This is a genomic window from Fibrobacter intestinalis (assembly GCF_900167415.1).
In the GTDB taxonomy this organism is placed as follows: domain Bacteria; phylum Fibrobacterota; class Fibrobacteria; order Fibrobacterales; family Fibrobacteraceae; genus Hallerella; species Hallerella intestinalis.
This window is the reverse complement of sequence record NZ_FUWU01000004.1, coordinates 59,576-79,855: the sequence shown is the minus strand read 5'-3', so window position 1 is coordinate 79,855 and position 20,280 is coordinate 59,576. Positions and strand designations below refer to the sequence as shown.

General features: G+C 48.7%; 24 protein-coding genes. 18 read left to right on the top strand and 6 right to left on the bottom strand.

What is annotated here, in order from left to right:
• Window positions 1-5: 5 nt before the first annotated feature.
• On the bottom strand, window positions 6-560 hold the full coding sequence (locus tag B5D40_RS02125; RefSeq protein WP_143394519.1) for a hypothetical protein: 555 nt from the start codon (window positions 558-560) through the stop codon (window positions 6-8).
• 386 nt (window positions 561-946) lie between these two features.
• On the opposite strand from B5D40_RS02125, the gene B5D40_RS02115 reads away from it, so the two are divergent.
• Window positions 947-1,675, top strand: coding sequence for a UDP-2,3-diacylglucosamine diphosphatase (locus B5D40_RS02115; protein WP_078775597.1), 729 nt, complete (start codon window positions 947-949; stop codon window positions 1,673-1,675).
• Between the two features lie 6 nt (window positions 1,676-1,681).
• Here B5D40_RS02115 and B5D40_RS02110 read toward each other — a convergent pair whose 3' ends face one another.
• From B5D40_RS02110 to B5D40_RS02100, 3 genes are all read right to left on the bottom strand, one after another.
• Window positions 1,682-2,098: a hypothetical protein gene (locus B5D40_RS02110; protein ID WP_073302747.1), complete on the bottom strand. Its 417-nt coding sequence runs from the start codon at window positions 2,096-2,098 to the stop codon at window positions 1,682-1,684.
• A gap of 3 nt (window positions 2,099-2,101) precedes the next feature.
• On the bottom strand, window positions 2,102-2,743 hold the full coding sequence (locus tag B5D40_RS02105; protein ID WP_078775574.1) for a hypothetical protein: 642 nt from the start codon (window positions 2,741-2,743) through the stop codon (window positions 2,102-2,104).
• Between the two features lie 70 nt (window positions 2,744-2,813).
• Window positions 2,814-3,578 carry an alpha/beta hydrolase gene (locus B5D40_RS02100; RefSeq protein ID WP_078775573.1) on the bottom strand — a complete coding sequence of 255 codons (765 nt, stop codon included), beginning with the start codon at window positions 3,576-3,578 and terminating at the stop codon, window positions 2,814-2,816.
• A 368-nt stretch (window positions 3,579-3,946) separates the two neighbouring features.
• Between B5D40_RS02100 and B5D40_RS02090 the strand changes: the two genes are divergently transcribed.
• From B5D40_RS02090 to acpP, 8 genes are all read left to right on the top strand, one after another.
• Window positions 3,947-4,816: a TIGR02147 family protein gene (locus B5D40_RS02090; RefSeq protein WP_078775571.1), complete on the top strand. Its 870-nt coding sequence runs from the start codon at window positions 3,947-3,949 to the stop codon at window positions 4,814-4,816.
• Window positions 4,806-6,164 (top strand): hydroxyisourate hydrolase, encoded by a 1,359-nt coding sequence (locus B5D40_RS02085; RefSeq protein ID WP_143394520.1) that lies wholly within the window; start codon window positions 4,806-4,808, stop codon window positions 6,162-6,164. The genes B5D40_RS02090 and B5D40_RS02085 overlap by 11 nt, the downstream gene beginning before the upstream one ends.
• A 95-nt stretch (window positions 6,165-6,259) precedes the next feature.
• Window positions 6,260-6,778 carry a YceD family protein gene (locus B5D40_RS02080; protein WP_078775569.1) on the top strand — a complete coding sequence of 173 codons (519 nt, stop codon included), beginning with the start codon at window positions 6,260-6,262 and terminating at the stop codon, window positions 6,776-6,778.
• A gap of 35 nt (window positions 6,779-6,813) precedes the next feature.
• A complete protein-coding gene (rpmF, locus tag B5D40_RS02075; RefSeq protein ID WP_073302738.1) occupies window positions 6,814-6,996 on the top strand; it encodes a 50S ribosomal protein L32 in 183 nt (60 codons plus the stop codon).
• A gap of 26 nt (window positions 6,997-7,022) precedes the next feature.
• The gene (plsX, locus tag B5D40_RS02070) at window positions 7,023-7,991 is read left to right on the top strand and encodes a phosphate acyltransferase PlsX (RefSeq protein WP_073302736.1); all 969 of its coding nucleotides are present in this window, start codon (window positions 7,023-7,025) and stop codon (window positions 7,989-7,991) included.
• A 157-nt stretch (window positions 7,992-8,148) separates the two neighbouring features.
• Window positions 8,149-9,078: an ACP S-malonyltransferase gene (fabD, locus tag B5D40_RS02065; RefSeq protein ID WP_078775568.1), complete on the top strand. Its 930-nt coding sequence runs from the start codon at window positions 8,149-8,151 to the stop codon at window positions 9,076-9,078.
• Window positions 9,078-9,815 carry a 3-oxoacyl-[acyl-carrier-protein] reductase gene (fabG, locus tag B5D40_RS02060; protein WP_095849656.1) on the top strand — a complete coding sequence of 246 codons (738 nt, stop codon included), beginning with the start codon at window positions 9,078-9,080 and terminating at the stop codon, window positions 9,813-9,815. The genes fabD and fabG overlap by 1 nt, the downstream gene beginning before the upstream one ends.
• Before the next feature lie 56 nt (window positions 9,816-9,871).
• Window positions 9,872-10,117 (top strand): acyl carrier protein, encoded by a 246-nt coding sequence (gene acpP, locus B5D40_RS02055; RefSeq protein ID WP_073302732.1) that lies wholly within the window; start codon window positions 9,872-9,874, stop codon window positions 10,115-10,117.
• 102 nt (window positions 10,118-10,219) lie between these two features.
• On the opposite strand, the gene B5D40_RS02050 is transcribed toward acpP, so the two are convergent.
• Window positions 10,220-11,110 carry a YitT family protein gene (locus B5D40_RS02050; RefSeq protein WP_078775596.1) on the bottom strand — a complete coding sequence of 297 codons (891 nt, stop codon included), beginning with the start codon at window positions 11,108-11,110 and terminating at the stop codon, window positions 10,220-10,222.
• A gap of 283 nt (window positions 11,111-11,393) precedes the next feature.
• On the opposite strand from B5D40_RS02050, the gene B5D40_RS02040 reads away from it, so the two are divergent.
• The 8 genes from B5D40_RS02040 to B5D40_RS16025 all read left to right on the top strand — a co-directional run bounded on the left by B5D40_RS02040 (window position 11,394) and on the right by B5D40_RS16025 (window position 18,518).
• On the top strand, window positions 11,394-11,993 hold the full coding sequence (locus B5D40_RS02040) for a superoxide dismutase (protein WP_078775565.1): 600 nt from the start codon (window positions 11,394-11,396) through the stop codon (window positions 11,991-11,993).
• Window positions 11,994-12,154: 161 nt separating this feature from the next.
• Window positions 12,155-13,234: a DUF2914 domain-containing protein gene (locus tag B5D40_RS02035; RefSeq protein ID WP_078775564.1), complete on the top strand. Its 1,080-nt coding sequence runs from the start codon at window positions 12,155-12,157 to the stop codon at window positions 13,232-13,234.
• Between the two features lie 60 nt (window positions 13,235-13,294).
• Window positions 13,295-13,690, top strand: coding sequence for a metal-dependent transcriptional regulator (locus B5D40_RS02030; protein WP_073302724.1), 396 nt, complete (start codon window positions 13,295-13,297; stop codon window positions 13,688-13,690).
• A 438-nt stretch (window positions 13,691-14,128) separates the two neighbouring features.
• On the top strand, window positions 14,129-15,286 hold the full coding sequence (locus tag B5D40_RS02025; RefSeq protein ID WP_143394521.1) for a hypothetical protein: 1,158 nt from the start codon (window positions 14,129-14,131) through the stop codon (window positions 15,284-15,286).
• Between the two features lie 12 nt (window positions 15,287-15,298).
• The gene (locus B5D40_RS02020; RefSeq protein ID WP_073302720.1) at window positions 15,299-15,508 is read left to right on the top strand and encodes a FeoA family protein; all 210 of its coding nucleotides are present in this window, start codon (window positions 15,299-15,301) and stop codon (window positions 15,506-15,508) included.
• A 17-nt stretch (window positions 15,509-15,525) separates the two neighbouring features.
• On the top strand, window positions 15,526-15,762 hold the full coding sequence (locus tag B5D40_RS02015) for a FeoA family protein (RefSeq protein WP_078775562.1): 237 nt from the start codon (window positions 15,526-15,528) through the stop codon (window positions 15,760-15,762).
• A gap of 2 nt (window positions 15,763-15,764) precedes the next feature.
• Window positions 15,765-18,128: a ferrous iron transport protein B gene (gene feoB, locus B5D40_RS02010; RefSeq protein WP_078775561.1), complete on the top strand. Its 2,364-nt coding sequence runs from the start codon at window positions 15,765-15,767 to the stop codon at window positions 18,126-18,128.
• Window positions 18,129-18,209: 81 nt separating this feature from the next.
• Complete coding sequence (locus B5D40_RS16025; RefSeq protein WP_143394522.1) at window positions 18,210-18,518, top strand: hypothetical protein; 309 nt, start codon at window positions 18,210-18,212, stop codon at window positions 18,516-18,518.
• Here the strand turns inward: B5D40_RS16025 and B5D40_RS02005 are convergent.
• The gene (locus tag B5D40_RS02005) at window positions 18,462-19,346 is read right to left on the bottom strand and encodes a phosphoribosylaminoimidazolesuccinocarboxamide synthase (protein ID WP_078775560.1); all 885 of its coding nucleotides are present in this window, start codon (window positions 19,344-19,346) and stop codon (window positions 18,462-18,464) included. The genes B5D40_RS16025 and B5D40_RS02005 overlap by 57 nt on opposite strands.
• A gap of 256 nt (window positions 19,347-19,602) precedes the next feature.
• Between B5D40_RS02005 and coaE the strand changes: the two genes are divergently transcribed.
• On the top strand, window positions 19,603-20,199 hold the full coding sequence (gene coaE, locus B5D40_RS02000) for a dephospho-CoA kinase (protein WP_073302712.1): 597 nt from the start codon (window positions 19,603-19,605) through the stop codon (window positions 20,197-20,199).
• Window positions 20,200-20,280 lie beyond the last annotated feature (81 nt).

Here is a 20,280-nt window from a genome sequence, read left to right as displayed (position 1 = left end):
TGAAATTAGTAAATGTCGGAACGGATGGATTCGTCGGCGGGGAAGTTTTGCAACAAGGACTGCTTCAAACGAGCGACGAGCTTGCGGTGCACCATGTCGGCGTGTTCCTGCATATAGCCGTTTCGATACGGCCCATACCAAAATAGTCGAGGGTGTTCCTCTTCCCAAAGGGTTGCGCTTTGTACTTTCACGCCTTCGCAGATAAGTTCCGCTGCAAGCCGAATGGAAATGTCGTCCTCTCGGGGCATGGCCGGCCATAACGGGGCCAGCAGTAAAATCCCGAAATACCAGGGGCTGGCGTAATGCTCATGGACATTGCCAATAAAGGAAAGATGCAGCGTGCAGCCAGCAGGAATGGCGTCGTTCAAATGGTGCGCATAAGCGTGTTGCAATTGTAGCGGAACGGAAACGGTGTCGCCGTCTTCTGTCGCGGAAAAATAAACGGGGGCAGCATTTTTCGTAGCCATTGGTGCCGATTCGCCGAGAGCGTCTGCTCGGTAAAGAGCGGGCGCACAGGCAGAAAATAAAATGGCGGCGAGAATGGACAGGCAAAATTTCACAGGACAAAAGTAAAATTTTCTGCGGACGAGAAATTTTCCGATAGAGGAAAGTTCCAAACCTGGCAAGCGAAAATAGCGGCGGCGAGCATCTTGTAGCCCGCGAGAAAAATTCACCTTGTGAAAAAGAACGTTCACACTTTGAAGAAGGGTTCATTTTGCGAAAGACCATGCCTCGCTTTGAAAAAGGGTTCATTTTGCGAAAGAACATGCCCCGCTTTGAAAAAGAGTTCATTTTGCGAAAAAAACATCCGTTTGAAAAAAGTTCGCTCTTTGAAAAAAAATGAATTGCGAGTATTCGAAGAAGGATTATATGTAATTCCCTTTTTTCTTTTAATTTTTCTTTGTTCGGGCAATTTTTTGGATTTCCCGTATTTAAATTGCAATATATGTGCAAGCCTTCCTATTTTTTTTCCGATGCCCATCTCGGTGTGAACCCTCCCGGAGCCATTGAAAATCGCGAAGAACGGCTTGTCGCTTTTTTACGGGACCTGAAAGGGAATGCGGAAAAGATTTTTTTTGTCGGCGATTTGTTTGAATTTTGGTACGAATACCGGCATTATATTGCTCGGGGACATTTTCCTCTGTATCGGGCTTTGGGCGATTTGGTAGATGCGGGAACGGAAGTCCATTACCTGATGGGAAATCATGATTTTGCACTGGGAGATTTTTTCCCGAAAGAGTTGGGCGTTCAGGTGCATCGTTCCTTTGTCTGCAAAAACATTCAGGGACATCATATCTATTTGATGCATGGCGACGGCATTCCCCAAAAGGATTGGGGTTATCGGGCTGCGCGCAAGCTGATCGATGCAAAATGGGCGCGCTTTTTATTTCGAAAAATCCATCCGGATTTGGGGATGGATTTAGCGCTTTTTGTAGGGCGAAACAGCCGTCGCGCCGGAGCTTCCCGGCAAATACAAATCGAAGAATATCTTCAGGCGGCGACGTTAAAAATGCAAGAAAATGCCTGCGACATTTGCGTTCACGGGCATCATCATATTCCTGGAATCTGGGAAGTCCCTGCCGGGAAAGTCGTTTCAACGGGGCAGTGGCTGTATTCTTTGCACTACGCCAAATTGGAAAACGGAAAAATCGAATTGGTGACTTTAGACCGATAGAGCCGCTTAATTGCTCAGGCGTTCTTCGGAGGCGTTCCGCAAACCTTTGGCCTTGTTCGTCCCCCAGAGCTTATCGACAAAATCGTAGCTAAGGAATTTTTCCATATAGGTTTCCACCCAGCACCAGTGCAGCTTTTCACCATTTTCGCCTTCTTCAATCCAATGGTCCGGAGCCGAAAAACGGTGAGTCGCCGGAGCTGCCGCCCATTCGTTTGATGTATCGGGAGCGTCTGTAATCGTCCAGACTTTTCCTGCGGTTCTTTGCCAAATAAACACGTTAAAGGCAATGACTATCGCCAAAAAGATGAGGCTCCACTTGAAGTTCTTTTTGGTCAGCAAGAAGATAATGAGGAGCAGAATCAAGAGTGAAAACGCTCCGAAATTATAGTGGACCGAGTAGAAAGCTTTGAAAATGTCTATCATAGATTATCCGAGTTTAAGTGTCATGACCTGACCGGAAATCTGCACGCTGTAACGGACGTGGGATTCCGGAAGTTGAACGCCAAAGGAGTGGAATGTTCCCATCATCGACATGCTGGCATGGCTTTCGATGGTGCGTACGTTCACAAGTCCTTTCTTGCCAAAAGTGAATCGGAATGTTTTTTTCTTCGCGTCGTATTCGGGAGTCATCACGGGGTTTTTGATGGTATTGATGGCGGTGATGCAACGCTTGTCCAAAATCATCGTTCCGCGCTGGTCGATGGAAATCATCGGGAGTCCCACGGAATTGCGGCAGGCGAGCAGATTCCATACGCCCGTTTTTTTCGCCCCTTTTTTCTGGAAAATGATTTTGTCGCCTTCTTTTGTCAAAATGGCGTCGCCCGAGCAAATTTTCATGCCGACGGCGTTCATGGCGCTGCGAAGGTAAAGAAGGAATGTCCCGTTGGATTGAAGAAAACGGTATGACGAGGTTTTGATCTTGCTGGTGGGGACAATGGCGATTCGGCTTCCCGCTTTATCGACCAGCACGTCCGCATACGGCGTGTTCTTCAATTTGAATTTTTCTGCGAGTTCCTTGGAAAAACGGATAAATCCGCGGATATCCAGTCTGGCTTTGTAGCTTTCCATATTTTATAACCTCATCTAAGAATTTATGTAAAATTTAGAAAAACAGCAAAAGACGGGCAAGGCAAATTCGTTACTTTGTAATCATTCCTGATAGTTCAGCTCGAAGAACTTCTAAAAAGCCTTGCCCTTTCCGTTCGACCACTTTGAATTTTCCAGCGTGATTTTCCAGCAATTTTTGCAGATTTTCTTTTTTTCGCGGGTCGTTGGCAATGATGATGGCTGGCGCGGTCGTCGCATTTTGGAAATCCATCTTGGCGCGTGTTCTGCCTAAAAAAGCAGGGAAAAATATACGATAGCGAGAGGATAATGAAGAATTGAAACTTTCAGCGGGATCCACCAGAATCGCCGCCCGTCCCAAGCCCTGCGTCAGGGAATTATAGGCTGCGATGGAGCCTGTACCGTGCCCGAGGAATAGGGGATTTTCGGCGTGGGCGCATCCGATCATCGCCCGAATGTCGCTCTCGTAGTGGGTTTCTCCGGGCTTTCCTTCGCTGCCTGCAGAACCGCGGTAATTGAATGCGACAAAACGAAATGCAAGGCTTCCTTTGGTGTTGGCGAGAAAAGTCGCCGCGTCTTCTCCGCCGTCGGCAAAATAAAGCACGGTGTTGGGCAAGCTGTCGTTCAAAATCCAGCCTTGCAAGCGTTTTCCGTCGTCTGTGATGCACATCACGGCTTCATCCCGTAAAATATCTTCGGCGGCTTTGTCGGCTTCGGCTCTGGGGAAAGCGAGTCGCCGTTCCGAAAGAAGCATATAAAAAAGAAGGCTCGCATAAATAATGGCGAAAATGCCTACAAATCGAAGAATCTTAAAGAATGATTTTTTCAAAAGTTCCATTTTGTGGGTAAAATAGCTATTTGGTGCCGTTTGTCTCGGCGAGAGTCCGCGTCGGGTGCCCTTCGACTAGTTGGAACTGGGAACTGAGAATTGAGAACTGAGAGCTGGGAACTGAAAGTTGGGAGTTGGAAGTTGGAAGATGGTCCAAAATTCCCCAAAAAAAGAATCCCGTTCTCTTTGTGAAAACGGGATTCAAGGGATGGGATTGGGTGTTCCTTGAAAATAGACAAAAAAATGTCGGTTGGAAAGAGCGTTTGCGCTAAAAGTGTTCTCCAAATGTTCTTTTGCAAAAATTGCGGCAATTTTACTCAAAATTTTGCAGAAGGGTGTTCCCAAAAAAAGAGGAAAAATTTATCTTATGTGGAGCCATGAATGTGTTTGCGTATTACAATTATCGGAAATTTTTGCAGGACTATTACGAATATCGGAAATCGGTTCAGCGCTATTTCTCTTATCGGGCGTTTGCCAAGCGGGCGGGCTATTCGTCCAGCGGATTTTATTTGGACTTGGTCAAAGGGCGGAAGTCCCTGACCCCGCAGATGGTCCCGCGGTTTATTCATGCGCTCGGACTTTCCGAAAAAGAAGGGCATTATTTTAGTCTGATGGTGGATTTCACCCATGCGGAAACGCCGGAATCCAAGCAGGCGATTTTTGACCAGATGTCGGCACTTTTGCCGAGAACGCCCAAGGCGCTTTCGCGTCAACAGGTGGATTACTACAAAGACTGGTATAATGTGGCCGTTCGGGAAGCGTTGTCCGTTTTGAATATCTCGGACAATTACCAGGACCTGGCATTCTTTATGAATCCGCGGATTACCGTTCCGCAGGCGAAGCGCGCTATCAAACTGCTTTCGGATTTGGGGCTTATCGAAAAAGAAAACGGTTTTTGGCGTTCGGTGAACAAGACGATTACCAGCGGACGGGAAATTCCGGCATTTATTGTCCACAAGTTCCAAAAGGAAATGATGGATTTGGGGAAGGCTGCGGTCGATAATTACAGCACAGAACGGCGCAATGTGTCTTGTACGACGATGAGCGTGTCGCCACAGGGACTTGAACGCATTATCCATAAAATTGACGCTTTTCGCAAAGAAGTCGTGGATATCGTCCGCTCGGATGACAGTGAATCCATGATTTACGAATTGAACATCCAGTTTTTCCCGCTCTCCAAAGAATTGGAAATCCCGGCAGGCAGGTCGGATGCGGTTCGCGCACAAGGAGGAATCGATGAAAATTGATCGGCTGATTTTCGCCTTCTTCCTCGGCGCATTGGTTTGGGCTTGTTCCGATAGCAAGGTCGCGGGAACGGCTACCGATACGGAAAATACGGTTGCGGGATTGGTTCGGCTGTCGGACGGTTCTTCGGCGGATGGCGTTGTGGTGCGGCAGGTCGCGGTTTCTCGGGTCGCTTCTTCGACGACATATCTGGAAACCCGAACGGATTTACAAGGGGCTTTCGTATTTGATTCGACGATTGCGGACACCGTGAACATGGAATTTCGTTACCATGTCAAGGATTCCGTCCTTTCGCAGGCGCAGATTTTGCGGAACGTGTCGGCGAAAGAGGCAAATGCGCTGGATGTCCAGTTGAAAAGCGTCGCCACTCTTCGCGGGTCGCTGGAATCCATAGGTGCGGCTTCGGGCTTGGCGGGTTCGCATTTTATTGTCGCTTTGGACTCGACGACATTTATGACGGACGTCTTTGCTCCGGATTCTTTTGAACTTTCCATTCCGGAGGGCGATTACCTGCTGACAGTGCTTCCTGCGGATTCGGGTGTGGTTTCCAAGTTGCGGGCGTCTGGTTATACGGATTCGACCATCGTCCGACAAATCGCCGTATCGCTTTCCGCAGGAGAAATTCTGGATGTCGGCAATCTTCGCTGGAACGCTTTGAAAGAAAATCAGGCAAAGCCGAAAATTTTGCAGGGCTCGGTGCGTTGGCAGGACAAAGCGGCAAAAGGAGTGTCCGTTCATGTGGTGACGGATCTTTACGGACTTGGAGTCGCCGACAGCTCTGCTTTTGTCACACAGGCCGTGACGGATTCCAATGGAATCTGGCGTGTGGAAGCGCCCGTTCCCGATTCCGTAGAAGGCCGCTTCCGTGTTGAATTCCGGGGAAAAGATTTGTTGGGCAATCATATTACCGGGGTGACGCCTTATATCGAAAAAACGAAATTGGAAGAACGCGCCGATACGATTCTGGTTGATGCGGTTCTTTTGTCTGCCGAGTCGAGTCTTCGGGGCTCGGTGTTCCTAGTGGTCGATATGCCGCAATCGTCTCGGCAAGACACCCTTTGTTGGGCGTATAGCATCCGGGTCGGGATTCTTGGGACGAGCAATTTTAAAACGGTCAGCTCTTGCAACAAGGTGGAACTTTTGCACTTGCCGTCGGGAATTCAGGATTTTGTATTCTATTCTGGGGACGAATTGGTTATCCGCAATTTGAGAACTGGCGAGTTCAAGCGGGAAGATTACGTAAAAAGCGTGGAAGGCGTTGTTCTGCCGGAAGGAGCTGTTCTGGATCACCAGAACTTTACCTATACGCCCCCGATGCTGGAAATGAATGCGTTGAACGGCGGAAAATAAATGTTTTTGGACGTTTTGCCGCCTTTTCTGGATGTTTTTGCTCCCCATTTATTGACTGAATCCCTTTTTTCTAGTATATTTGCGTAGCCTTGAAAATGGAAATTTCAAAGATTGCATCCTGCAATGGTAAGTTGCAGGCGAGTTTCGCAAAGGACGAATCCGATGCGGGCGTTTTTGAAGAGCTCCGGATAAAAGGAGAACTTCATGCAGATCTTTCGGTTTTCCCAGAGGATTCCAACAAGTGGATTCTTTCGGGGACGCTTTTCGGGGTACAGGTTTTGGAATGCTCTCGCTCGCTGGAACTGTTCGACCATCCTTTTGAAACGCCGATCAGTTTCTGGGTGGAATTAGTCCCGGGACTAGCGAAGCAGGAATTGGACGATTCGGATGACGAAACTTTTGGAATTCGGATTCCGGCTGTCCAAGACCACGTGGATGTGACCGAATGTATTCGGCAACTGGTGATTCTCCAGGAACCGCTCCATCCGGTCAAGGATGATCCGGACAAGGCCTTCGTTTGGGAAATCGGCGAAAAGTCGTCAAAAACCAAAGAAGATCCTCGTTGGGAAAAATTGAAAGCGCTCAAGGACAAGATGTCGCATCCGAACGGATGATTCGGGTTCTTGAGCCGAACGATTAGGAGTTCAAAATGGCCGTACCAAAAAGAAAAACCTCTACGACTCGCCGTGACAAGCGCCGTACTCATTGGAAGCTCGAAGCTCCGGCGATGTCCACTTGCGACCATTGCGGTTCTGCAAAGCGTCCGCACCGCGTGTGCCCGGTTTGCGGCTACTACAATGGCGTAGAAGTCGTTCACATTCAGGAAGCTTAATTTCCATTTATAGGAGTTTACGCACCATGATCAGCATTGCACTTGATGCTTTTGGCGGAGATTTCGCTCCGGATGTCGTTGTCCAGGGGGCAATCAATGCCGTCAATAGTTCTGAAGGAAAGTTTGCGGTAGTTTTATGCGGTCCAGAGGCCGAGGTTAAGGCGAAACTCAAACAATTCGGATATGAAGGCAAGCTGATTCAGGTGGTGGACGCTCCTGAACTTGTCGCGATGGACGATCACCCGACCGAAGTTCTCCGTAAAAAACAGAATTCCGGTTTGGTGATGTGCGTTGCGCTGCAAAAGAAAGGCCTGGTTCAGGCCAGTGTTTCTGCGGGCAACTCTGGTGCCATGATGGCGTCTTGCCTGATGATTTTGGGACGCACCAGTGAAAATTTTGCGCGTCCGCCCATCGGTTGCATTTTGCCGACCGCCGCAGGGCAGTGCATTCTGGTCGATGCCGGTGCGAATGTGGATGAAAAGCCCGTTGTCCTCAAGGATTTTGCGCTGGCCGGTTCTGTTTTTGCCGAATGCCAGCTGGGTATTCAAAACCCGAAAGTCGGACTTTTGAATATGGGCGAAGAAGAAAAGAAAGGCCCCGCGTCCGTTCAGGAAGCGTATCAGCTTTTGAAGAACGCCCCGGTGAATTTTATCGGCAATATCGAAGGTCGCGACGTGGTCATCGGCAAAGCGGATGTCGTCGTTTGTTCGGGCTATGTGGGCAATGTCCTTCTCAAGATGTACGAAGGCTTCTACGAATTGCACCAGAAAATGTTCGGCAAAATCGATTCCGAAGCCGGAAAGAAATTTAATGAAGCGTTTGATTACCGCAATGCCGGCGGGGCCCTGCTTTTGGGCTTGAAAGGCACCGGAATCATTGCTCACGGGCGCTCCGACGCCAAGGCGATTGAACAGGCTGTCAAAGTCGCTTATGCCTTTGCGGAAAATAAGGTCCCCGAAAAGGTGGGGCAAAAGCTCGCCGGTATCGAAGCATAATGAAAAATTTTTCGTTCCTGTCGGCATTGTCAATATGGAGACAGGGATTGAACAGCCTTTTTATTAAACATAGATTTAAATTTCCGTCTGAAGTAGCGTATACTCGGACGGTTTTTATTATCTTCACACTGTCTGTCTGTTTATTTTGGAGTTAACTATGGCCAAGACCATTTTTGTTTTTCCCGGTCAGGGAGCCCAATACGTGGGCATGGGCAAAGCCCTTTCTGAATCGTTCGCTCCGGCGAAAGAACTGTTGCAGAAGGCCGATGACGTTCTCGGTTTTTCCCTGTCGAAGGTGATGTTCGACGGCCCGGAAGAAGATTTGAAAATGACGGCGAATACGCAGCCGGCTCTGTTTGTCTTTTCGATGATGGTCCTGGAAATTTTGAAAGCCGAAGGCATTCCCTTTGATCTGGTCGCGGGGCATTCCCTGGGCGAATACTCGGCGATTTGTGCTGCAGGCGGCTTCTCGTTTGAAGACGGTTTGAAGCTGGTTCGTTTGCGCGGTAGCCTGATGGCGGAAGCCGGTCGGACAAATCCGGGAGCGATGGCGGCGATTATCGGCGTCGATGATGAAAAGATTCAGGCTCTTTGCGATGAAGCGAAAGATGCGGGCGTTGTCGTTCCTGCCAATTTTAATTGTCCAGGGCAGATTGTCGTATCGGGCGAAGTCGATGCGGTGAACAAGCTGGTCGCGAATTGTGCTTCCGCCGGAATCAAGGCGGTACCGCTGGCGGTGTCCGGAGCGTTCCATAGCCCGTTGATGCAGAGTGCTCAGCCTGGGCTTGCCGACGCGATTGCGCAAACGGCATTTCACGATTTGCAAAAGCCGCTCATTGCGAATGTGACGGCAAAAGAGGTGACCAGCGGAAATGAAATCAAGGATCTGCTGGTGCGCCAACTGGTGAACCCGGTTCGCTGGAGCCACTCCATGCTCTATGCGCAAAAAGAACTGGGAGTGACCGCCGGAGTGGAAGTCGGTGCTGGGCACGTGTTGGCGGGCTTGCAGCGCAAAATCGATCGCTCGGTAAAAATTTCGGCAGTGGAATCCGTGGAAGCGGTTCAGGCGCTTAAAGGAGCGTTATGATTGATTTAAAAGGCAAAGTCGCCGTGGTGACGGGAGCGTCCCGCGGTATCGGTTTGGAAATCGCCAACACCCTGGCTCTCCAAGGGGCCTGTGTCGCTGTCGTTTCGACAAAGGAACGTCCGGAACTGGCAGAACGCCTGTCTTCAGAGACGGGATCCGAAGTCAAGAGCTATGCTTGCGATGTCTCGGATTCAGAACAGGTCTCTGCAACATTCAAGTCGATTCTGGAAGCCTTTGGGCAAATCGATATTCTTGTGAATAATGCCGGCATTACTCGGGACGGTTTGATGATGCGCATGAAAGATGCGGATTTTGACGACGTGATCAATACGAATCTCCGTTCGGCCTTTCTTTGCACTCGGGCCGTTGCCCGCCACATGATGGGACGCCGTTCGGGACGCATTGTCAATATGGCGAGTATCAACGGCATCCGTGCGCAGGCGGGGCAAGCGAATTATGCGGCCTCGAAAGCGGGAATCATCGGGCTTACCAAGACCAATGCCATGGAATTTGCGGCTCGGGGCATTACGGTCAATGCGGTCGCTCCCGGTTTTATTGGAACCGATATGACTGCCAAACTGACGCCGGAAACCCTCGAAAAATTCAAGAACGCCATTCCTGAGCAGAGAATCGGCACGCCGAAAGATGTGGCGAATGCGGTGGCGTTCCTCGTTTCGGATGAAGCGGGCTACATTACGGGACAAATTCTCGGTGTGGACGGCGGCTTGGGCGCATAACTTGATATTTTGTCAAAAGTTTCTAAATTTAACCAAAACCTCAAATGGAGTTAAATATGACTGAAGAAGAACTTCTCAATAAAATTAAAGCCGTCGTTGTTGAAAAGCTCGGCGTAAAGCCGGAAGATGTGACGACCGACGCTTCGTTCGTAAACGATCTCGGTGCGGATTCTCTGGACCGCGTAGAACTGGTGATGGCTCTCGAAGAAGAATTTGATATCGAAATCCTCGATGAAGATGCTGAAAAGTTCATCAAGGTTTCCGATGTTCTCGCTTACATCCAGAATAAGCTGAACAAGTAATCCGATTCAGCTGTCGGCAACAGCTCTTTCGTCAAAGGGATCTGCTAAAGGTCTTGTGACGAAAGGGCTGTTTTCATTTTTAAAGAACCCGGCTTTGAAAGTCTAATCCTTGGGCTTATTGTAGAACCTGCCGGACAGTTGCCCCGTCTTGATCACATTGAGAAAAACGGAGGGATCGGCTTGACGGATGGCGCGCAGGACCTTGTGCTCCTCTGCGGCGGAAACGACCGAATAGAGCATTTGGCGTTCTTTGCCTTGATAGCAGCCGATGCCCCGGAAAAGAGTGGCGTCATGATTGGTCAGAGAACGAATGGCTTCATAAACTTCGTCCGGTTTATCGGTGATAATGAGGAGCGTCGCCTTCTGGTAATTTTTATACAGCACTTTTGTGGCTTGGGTCGTTGCAAATTGGAAAATAATCGAATACAGGGCTTTGTCCCAACCGAAAAGAATCCCGGCTGCGGTGAGAATGACAATGTTGAAGGCGAGAATGTAATTCCAGGCATCGGAACCGCTGCGCTCTGCAATAAAAATGGCGATGAAATCCGTTCCTCCGCTAGTCGCTCCGGCATAAAGGCAAAGGCTGATGGAAACCGCACAAATAAGGCCTCCGAAAATAGCGGAAAGAAGCAGGTCGTTGGTGACGTGGAATGTTGGCAAGGCATCTGTGAAAACGCCGGAAAGCAAAATCATCTGGCAGGAAAGGAGGGTGTATTTTTTACCGATGAAAAAGAAACTCGCGATAGCGGGAATCGCGTTCAGGACGACGAGAGTGAGGGTGAACGGCAGATGGATGTTGCCGAATTTTTCTGCACATTCCTGCAAAAGCAGAGCCAGTCCGGTAAAGCCGCCGGGGAAGAGATTCGCGGATTTGACAAAAGTATTCAAGTCGAGAGCCATCAGCAGCGCCGCAGCGACAATGCAGAGTGGACGCCAAAACAAATCGCCCACCTGAAAAGACGACCGGTTGGAGAGGAAATTTTCTTTCGTCATAAAGGGGATATAGAAAATTTTCTGCTGAAAACCCATTTTTTTGAAAGGATGCGACTAGGAAGGAATTGGAGTGGGAGAATTTTTATAGTTCTTTGTATATTAATCATTAGCCCCGTAGCTTTCAAGAAGGAAATGGACGCGCTGGGCGGGAATTGCTACGAAAAATGTGGCAGGATTAGAATGGGATTTCGTGAATTTTGCCCGGAAACATTTTGCTCGGCAACGATACCTCCCGCAAGGAATTTAGAGAAGAAACTTTTCACAAACAAAAAGGAGACTCACAATGATTCAACAAACGAACGGAAAATTTGAAATGCCCGCTTTGCCTTATGCAGCGGCGGACTTGGCTCCGGTTCTCAGCACCGAAACCATCGAGTATCATTATGGCAAACATTTGCAGACGTACCTCAACAACTTGAATGCCGCTCTTCCGGGTAGCCCTTTTGAAGGCAAATCCATTGCCGAAATTGTGACCAAAGCCGAAGGGGGAGTGTTCAATAATGCGGGCCAGTTCCTGAATCACTGCATGTATTTTATGCAGTTCAAGGTGCCGTCTGCAGAGAATCTCCCCGCAGGCAAAATTGCCGAAGCTATCGTCCGGGATTTTGGCTCTTTTGAAAAGTTCCAAGAAGAATTTCAGGCCAAGGGTGCGGGCCTTTTCGGTTCTGGCTGGGTCTGGCTTTCTGCCGACGCATCGGGGAAGCTTGTGATTACGCAGGAATCCAATGCCCAGAATCCTCTTACCAAGGGACTCAAGCCCCTCTTGACCTTTGATGTATGGGAACATGCCTACTACATCGACTACCGCAACCGCCGTCCCGATTACCTCAAGGAATTGTGGCAAATCGTCGATTGGAACATCGTCAATGAACGGCTCGGATAAATTTCGCACGGTTTAGCTGGCGTCTTAGATGCCCAAATTCTACGGAGTTTGGGCTTTTTTGTTGGAGTGAATAAAATGAACTTTTTGTCAGCGTCTGTTTGGGGCTAGATTGCTAAATTTCTGCTTGGATAAAAAATTTTAGCGGATAGGAATAAGTTTGAATGATGATGGATTTTTTGCAGAGCGAATGGGTTCAAAAATTACGGAAACTTTTCCCGGCGGCTTCGTTTTTTGGCGGCTTCGCCTGGGATTCCTTTACTCTCGGCAAATTGGTGCAGACCTCGGATTTGGCGATTCTCCTTTTGTATTATCTCGCTTCGTTGATTCTTTTGATTTTGCTCTCGGCAGAATCGGGAAAGTTTCTGAATCGTACCTGGAGCGAAAAATGGAACAACCGTTTTACCTATGCCGTGCAGTTTTGCTTTGGCAGTTTGTTCAGTGCGCTGGTCGTGTGCTATTTCAAAAGCAGCGGTTCATTTGGGGCGTTTTGTTTGGTGGCGATTCTTGTGGGGTTTTTAGTCGCCAATGAATTTTTGCAAAAGAGCTACGCGCGATTCGGATTCTCTTTGGCATTGTTCAGCCTGTTGGGAACCATGTATTTGAATTTTTTGATCCCGCATTTAGTGAGTGGCATTGGACTCCCGTGGTTTTTGCTGTCGTTGCTTTTATCGTTTGGAATTTGCTTTGCCGCTTTTAAAATTTCCAAGCGTCCCAAGCGGACATTAATCGCTCCGGTGGTTATTTCTGTCGTCATGCTCGTCGCTTACTTGGCGAATTGGATTCCTCCGGTTCCGCTTGTGCTCAAGGATCAAAATGCGTGTACGGGATTTTCCAAGGATTATTCCTGCGATGTCGATGAAAATGGTTTTGTAAAAGATGCGCTGATTCATTCGGGATTCCTTTCGCCGACGGTTACGTTGTCTGCAAATGAGGGCGTTACGTTTTTGAGTTCTGTGTTTGCACCTGCTCAAGTGGAAGCTCAATTGGAACATCGCTGGTTTTGGAAAAATCCCAAAACGGGAAATTTTGAATTGATGAATAAAATTTCGTCGAACAGAATGCGTACGCACGGCAGCCGGGAAGAAGGCTTCCGGATTTATACCAGAAAATCGAATGTGCCCGAAGGAAAATGGCGCGTGGAAACGGCAGTCAAAGACGGTCCTATTGTGGGTTCTAAAACATTTTATGTGAAAAAGAGCGAAGGCGATTTACCGAAAAAGCAACGGTGGAAAATCCGCTAAAAGGCTGAAATCTTTGGGGCAAACTGTTTAGCGCTTCTGAATTTATGTAAATTGCAAATAATGGAAAAGCTCAGTCAAAGCCTGGAAGATTATTTGGAAAAGGTGCTTATGCTGCACCAGTCAAAGGGCAATGCCCGATTAAAAAATATCGCTTCCGAATTGGGCGTCAAGGCGCCTTCCGCGGCGCGCGCTATGCGGGAATTGAAGGAGCTGGGCTTGGTAGAGCAGGAACCTTACGGATTGATTTCTCTGACGCCTCGGGGACTTTCGGCGGCAAAGTCCATTTTGGGAAGGCATACTTTACTTCGGCGTTTTTTGTCATTGCTCGGTGTTTCGGAGGCCAATGCCGATGCGGACGCCTGTTTGATTGAACACGTGCTTTCGAAAGAGTCGCTGGGCTGCATTGAAAATTTTGTAAAAAGCCACGTGGAAAATGGCAAAAGCGAAAAAAGCTGAAAGGGAAACGCTTTGGGGAAATTAGCATTCGCTGTTTACATTTAGGGAATAATGGACAATTCTCCACCAAGGGGAATTTAGTTTTCAGTTATCAGTTATTAGTTATCGGTTCCAACTCTCAACTCCCAACCGCTTGTCGAACTAGCCGAAGGATGGTCCCTGAGTTTTGGTTAGTGCACCTCGGCAAGCTCGGTAAGCGCTTGCCGAACTAATCGAAGGGCACTAATCACTAAGCAGGGGAAACGCAAAGTGATTACGAGCATAGCGCAAAATGAAAATGTTGCAGCGGTAATTTTTGAAGAATATCCGGCGTGAGAAAAAAATTTTTTTTGAATTTTAGTCTTGACTAAATTTAGAAAGTGTTTTAAATTAGCATCATAAAATTAGTTTAGACAAAACTAATTAGTCTAACCTAAAAACAAAAAGGAAATATCGACAATGAAAACAATTCTCGGCATGGTTCTGGTTTCGGCATGGGCAACATCGCTTTTTGCCGAAGAATCGACAAAAACTCCCCAATTTTCCGTTGCGGGAGAAGTTGAATTTGAAGGCAACACGCACTTTAAACAGGTGGATCCGCGGGAGGATTTGGCGAATAATGCCGAAGATAATAAATGGTTTCACGATTATTCTTCTACATTCAATTTGCTTTTCCAGGTGAAGTTCAACGATAAGTGGTCGGCGGAAGCGGCTATTTCTGCGGATGACGACAATGCTGCTCCGGGTTTTGCATACGACGGCGCATTTGTCCAGTATCAATTCAACGATAATTTGGCGATTAAATTCGGCGACTTGACTTATTCTGAAGGGGCACTGCGTTATTACGATTATGATGACCCGGGCGATGCGGCGGTGGGATTGACCGAACGGAATGTCCGCGGTTTGGAAATCAATGCCTATGGTTTTTTGGCGGGGCTTGGTTGGGGCAGGGACGATGACGACTGCATCGATTGGCTTTCGGAAGAGAATGAAGAATCCGGCTGCAAATCTTACGATGCGCATCTTGCCTATGAACTGGCGCTGAGCTCTCATACCATCCGTCCGTTTTTGAATTACCAGAGTTACCAGCAAAAGAATGCGAACCGCTTGCGCGTTGGCGTGACGGCGAATCTGGCTTTTGGCGAAGGGTTGAACGTGCAGATTGCCTATGGGCTTTTGTCCGATGCGCTCCAAGAGGACGAACCGAAAATGAGTCACGCTTTTGCGGTAGAGCCAGAGGTGAATTTGGGCAAATTGCATATCAAGGGATCGGCGTTCTATGCTTACAAAGCCGACGAAGAAGATGCGCCGACCGAAATTGAAGTTCCCGAATATATGTTTGCTTATGTAGAGCCGAGTTTTGATATGACGGAAGCATTTTCTCTGGGTGTGCAAGGGGAATTCCACACGATGTCCACGAACAAGGACGATAAATTGTCTCAAGTCTGGGTGGGGCCTCGCGCTTATTTAAATCCGATGGAAAATCTGGCTTTGGAAGGCTATTTCCGGGCTTGCATTCCTGTTGGCGACGACTATGATGCGGGCAGTGGCAGCGATTATGCCGGACAAGACGAAGTTTATTTTGGAGCCGGCGCAACGGTGGGATTCACATTTTAAGAAAGAGGGAATATGCCTTTGACTTTTTGCTCGATTGGAGAAAATTACAGGGTTCGCCACTTGCTCGGAGAAGCCGCTGTGCGCCAGCATTTAAATGAACTCGGATTTAGCGTAGGTTCGCCTGTTTCGGTCATCAGCCGTTTTGGCGGCAATTTGATTGTGAAAGTAAAAGAGTCGCGCTTGGCGATGGATCGTAAATTGGCCAGCCGGATTTTGGTTTAAACGGCAAGGGAGATTTTATGAAAACTTTACGAGACGCGAGGATTGGAGAAACGGTGAAAATTGCTCGGCTGAACGGAGCGGGCGCATTGAAACGCCGTTTGATGGATATGGGTTTGACCGGAGGCACAGAAGTGTATGTGCGCAAAGTTACGCCGCTAGGCGATCCGGTGGAAATAACGGTTCGCGGATACGAACTCAGCCTCCGCAAGGAAGACGCGGAAGGTGTTGAATTGAAAGAGACAGGAGAAGCTTGAAAATGCCGATGACGATTGCTTTAGCAGGAAATCCGAATTGCGGAAAAACGACGATGTTCAATGCGCTCACGGGGGCGAATCAGTATGTGGGAAACTGGCCTGGCGTGACGGTGGAACGCAAGGAAGGCCGCCTGAAAAAGAACAAGGAAATTCGGGTCGTGGACCTTCCGGGAATTTATTCCCTTTCGCCTTATACGCCGGAAGAAGTCGTTTCGCGCGATTATCTGGCGAGTGCTGCTCCTGATGCGATTTTGAACATTGTGGATGCGACCAATATCGAACGCAACCTCTATTTGACGACGCAGCTTTTGGAGCTGGGAAAGCCGACGGTCATCGCTTTGAATTTAATGGACGCTTTTCAAAAATCCGGCGATTGCATAGATGTGAAAAAGCTTTCGGAAAAATTGGGAGTCGCCATTGTGGAAACGTCCGCGCTTTATGGCAAGGGCGTGCTGGAAGCGGCTGAAAAGGCGGCGACATTGGACGCGAAAATCCCGACGGCACCTCGATTTGCTGACGACGTAGAGGGAGTAATTGCCGAAGTCGAGCGCATTCTTTTGGGAAAGGTGGATGCTCATTTGCAACGCTGGTTCGCTATCAAGTTCATTGAGCGCGATAAGAATGTGCAATCTCGCTTGGCGCTTGCCGACAGCGACAAGGCGAAAATCGAAGCGAGCGTTCAGGCTTTGGAAAAAAATCGCAGTGACGACAGCGAATCGATTATTACCAACGAACGCTATCATTTCATCGCAGAAATTTTGCGCGGCGTTTTTCAGAAATCCAATTGCCGATGGACCTTTTCTGATAAAGTCGATCGCATTGTGACCAACCGGATTCTGGGGATTCCCATTTTTTTGCTGACCATGTGGGCGGTATATTACATTGCGGTTTCGACGATTGGATCCATGGGAACCGACTGGGTGAACGATTCTTTGATTCCCGGCATTCAAGATGGCGTTGCGGGCTGGCTTTCCAATGCGGGGGCAAGCCCGATTCTGCTGGACGCTTTGGTGAATGGGGTCATCGGCGGCGTTGGCGCGGTCGTGGGCTTTGCTCCGCAGATGTTCATCCTTTTTATTTTGCTCTCTTTCATCGAAGATTGCGGCTATATGGCGCGTATCGCCTTTGTGATGGATCGCGTGTTCCGTCGCTTTGGACTTTCGGGAAAAAGTTTTATCCCGCTTTTGGTTTCTTCGGGCTGTGGCATTCCTGGTATTATGGCGTCGAAAACCATTGAAAACGAAAACGATCGCCGTTTGACAATCATGACGACGACTTGGGTGCCGTGCGGTGCAAAACTTCCGGTAATGGCGTGTATGACGAGCGTTATTGCGGCTTCATGCGGATTTGGTTCTTGGGTTGCTCCGTCCGTCTATTTTATCTGTATCGGGAGCGTTCTTTTGGCAGCGATCATGCTCAAGAAGACAAAATATTTTTATGGAGAATCGGCTCCTTTTGTTTTGGAACTTCCGCAGTACCATTTACCGCAGGCGAAAACGGTGCTTTTGCATGCTTGGGAACGCACCCGTGGATTTCTGATTAAAGCGGGAACGATTCTTTTTCTCGCTTGTCTTGCCATGTGGTTTTTGTCGAGTTACGGTTGGGAATCGCCAAGTGTAGAAGTCGCGCAGGAAACGCTGGTAGAGGAATCCACTGAAGACTCGGACGCAGCTAGTGAAGTGGAAAACGAAGAAGCTGCGGCTGTAGGGGAAACTCTAGAAGCGGATTCGGACAATTTGGAATTCGGGCTGGTTGAAAATTCGGCAAATTCGATTTTGGCACGCGTAGGCGACAAAATACGCTATATCTTTGTGCCGTTGGGATTTGGCGGCAAAGAAGGCGGTTGGCAGGCTGCGGCTTCGACCATTGCGGGATTTTCTGCAAAAGAGGGAATTGTCGGAACGATGGCGGTTCTTGCCGGCGGAAACGATGCCTTGGTAGAATCCGCAGAGGGTGCCGAATCGTTTGATGCTGAAGATGAAGGCTTGAATGTTTTTGGGCAAGCGTTGAAAAGGTGGTTTCCGAGCGCTTTGGCCGCTTTCTGCTTCCTTCTTTTTAATTTGCTCAATTCGCCTTGCCTTGCGGCGATTGCGACGATGGCACATGAATTGAATCATCGCAAATGGTTCTGGTTTGCCTTTACTTTTCAGAATATCTGGGCGTGGACTTTCACCTTTATCGTTTACCAGATTGGCCGATTTGTCACGGATGGACGCGGATTTACAATAGGAACAGGGGTCGCTTGTTGTCTCCTGGCGGTCATGCTGTTCCTGTTGTTCCGCCCGAATCCCTATAAAGAAAAGAATTTCAAAACGGTCCGCTCTGTCGATGCGCAGTCGGCTTTGGAAAATGAAAGGAGGGCTTGATGCTTGCGAATGTAGCGATAACCCTGTTTATTTTGGCTTGGGCTGTGGGTGCGGCTTTGTATGTGGTGCGGAGAATGCGGGATGCCGCAGCGAATCAAGCTCCCGCTTGTATCGGTTGCAGCCAAAAATGTTCCAAATGTTGCCGGTGTAAACACTGACGAGTGCATTGCCATAGAGAATCCCTCGGAGCCAAAGTTCCGGGGGATTTTTGTTGGCGGCGAATGTTTTGCACTGGTAACTGACTCTGCTGATGCTCCAAAATCCTTTTTAGAAAAGGCCCTTACAAAAAAAGCAGCCCTCGTTGTGAGTGCTGCCTTCCTTGAAAAGGATTCCTTAAAGCTCCGGTTGTTTGCCTGTCAACTTCACGAAAATTTCCACGTATTTAGCTAGCGTGTTTTTCACGACTTCGGGCGGAATTTCTGGACCCGGATAGGTTTTGCCCCAATCGAGAGTTTCGAGCCAGTCGCGCACGTACTGCTTATCGAAGCTTTCCTGATTTTTGCCGACCTGGTATTTGTCGGCGGGCCAGTAACGGCTGGAGTCCGGAGTCAGAACTTCGTCAATCAAGATGGTTTTGCCGTCGATTTCGCCGAATTCAAATTTGGTGTCCGCAAGGATGATTCCTTTGGTCGCGGCATAATCGCGCGCTTTCGTATAAATGTCAAGCGACATGTTCTTGAGATCGGTTGCCACTTTTTCGCCGACGATTTCAAAAGTCTGTTCAAAGGAGATATTTTCATCGTGGCCGACATCCGGCTTGGTGCTGGGCGTGTAGAGCGGTTTTTCCAGTTTTTGGCAGAGCTCGAATCCCTGCGGCAAAACGTGTCCGCAGATTTTTCCGGTTTTCTGGTAATCCTTCCAGCCGGAGCCGACAATGTAGCCGCGAACAATGCATTCGACGCTATGGCGCTTGGCTTTTTTGACAATCATGGAACGCCCGCGAAGATAGTCCTTGTATTTCTGGAGAACTTCGGGATATTCGTCCACGTTGGCGGTGATCAGGTGGTTGGGCATACCGAGATGTTCGAACCAGAAGAGGGAAAGCTGGTTGAGAATTTTTCCCTTGCCGGGAATCGGGGTGGGGAGAACCACATCAAATGCGGAAAGACGGTCGCTTGCGACCATGAGGAAGCTGTCGCCCAGGTCGTACATATCGCGTACTTTGCCTTGGTGGAACAGCGGGACATCGGTAATGGGGGTTTCAAATTTTAAGCTCATAGTGCCCAAAATTTAGTTAAATTCCGGCTATGGCAACCTCTAAAAAAGCATTTTCAAAAATTCCGCCACGACATATCGCGCTTTTTCGTTTTTTAAAGTGGAGATGGTGGCTGCCGTTTTTTCAAGGAACTCGGAAATGGCCAAACGAATTTGCCCGCTTCGCTCACCGGGATGGCGGAGCTGAGGTTCTTTTTGATTCTGTATTGTTCGGTTGCTCTGGATTTTTCTTTGTTAAAGCTTTTTGGAAAATTGCCTTATGAAGACAGTGGGTATTTGCGGTAAAATCGGCTCGGGTAAAAGTGCTGTTGGAGTCATTTTGGAACAGCAGGGCGCCCTAGTGCTGGATTTGGACATGGAAATGCACGCCCTCTATGCGGAATCTCGGGAATTGCGAAATAGGATCGAGGCGCGTTTTGGAAGCGGTTGTATTCAAAATGGAATGGTGAACCGGGTTGCTTTGGCTTCGCTGGTGTTTCGGGAACCCGCTGCCCTTCAGGATTTGGAATCCCTCGTTTACCCGCTTTTGCGTCGCCGAGTCGAGGAAAAACTGGAAATTGCCAAAGACCACGCCCATTTGCTCCGGATGGCGGCGGTCGAGGGGGCTCTTTTGTTCAAATGGCCGGATTTTGCCGAAAGCCTTTCCGAAATCTGGGTGGTGGAAGCTCCGGATGCTGTGCGGCTGGAACGATTGTTGAAACGCGGTTTATCAAAAGAAGATGCGGAACGCCGGATGCAAGTTCAAGCTAAAGATCCTCTGCCTCGCAACGCCGTCTATCGCTTTGTTGAAAATTCCGGAACGATTTCCGACCTTCAGAAGCGGGTGCTGGAGCTTGCCGAAAAATTAAAGCCGTAAAAAATGGAAACATATCTCGGATAGGTGCCGTTGAAATTCTAAATTATCCAACCGATGTTACGCTTGGCAGAAAACAGCTAC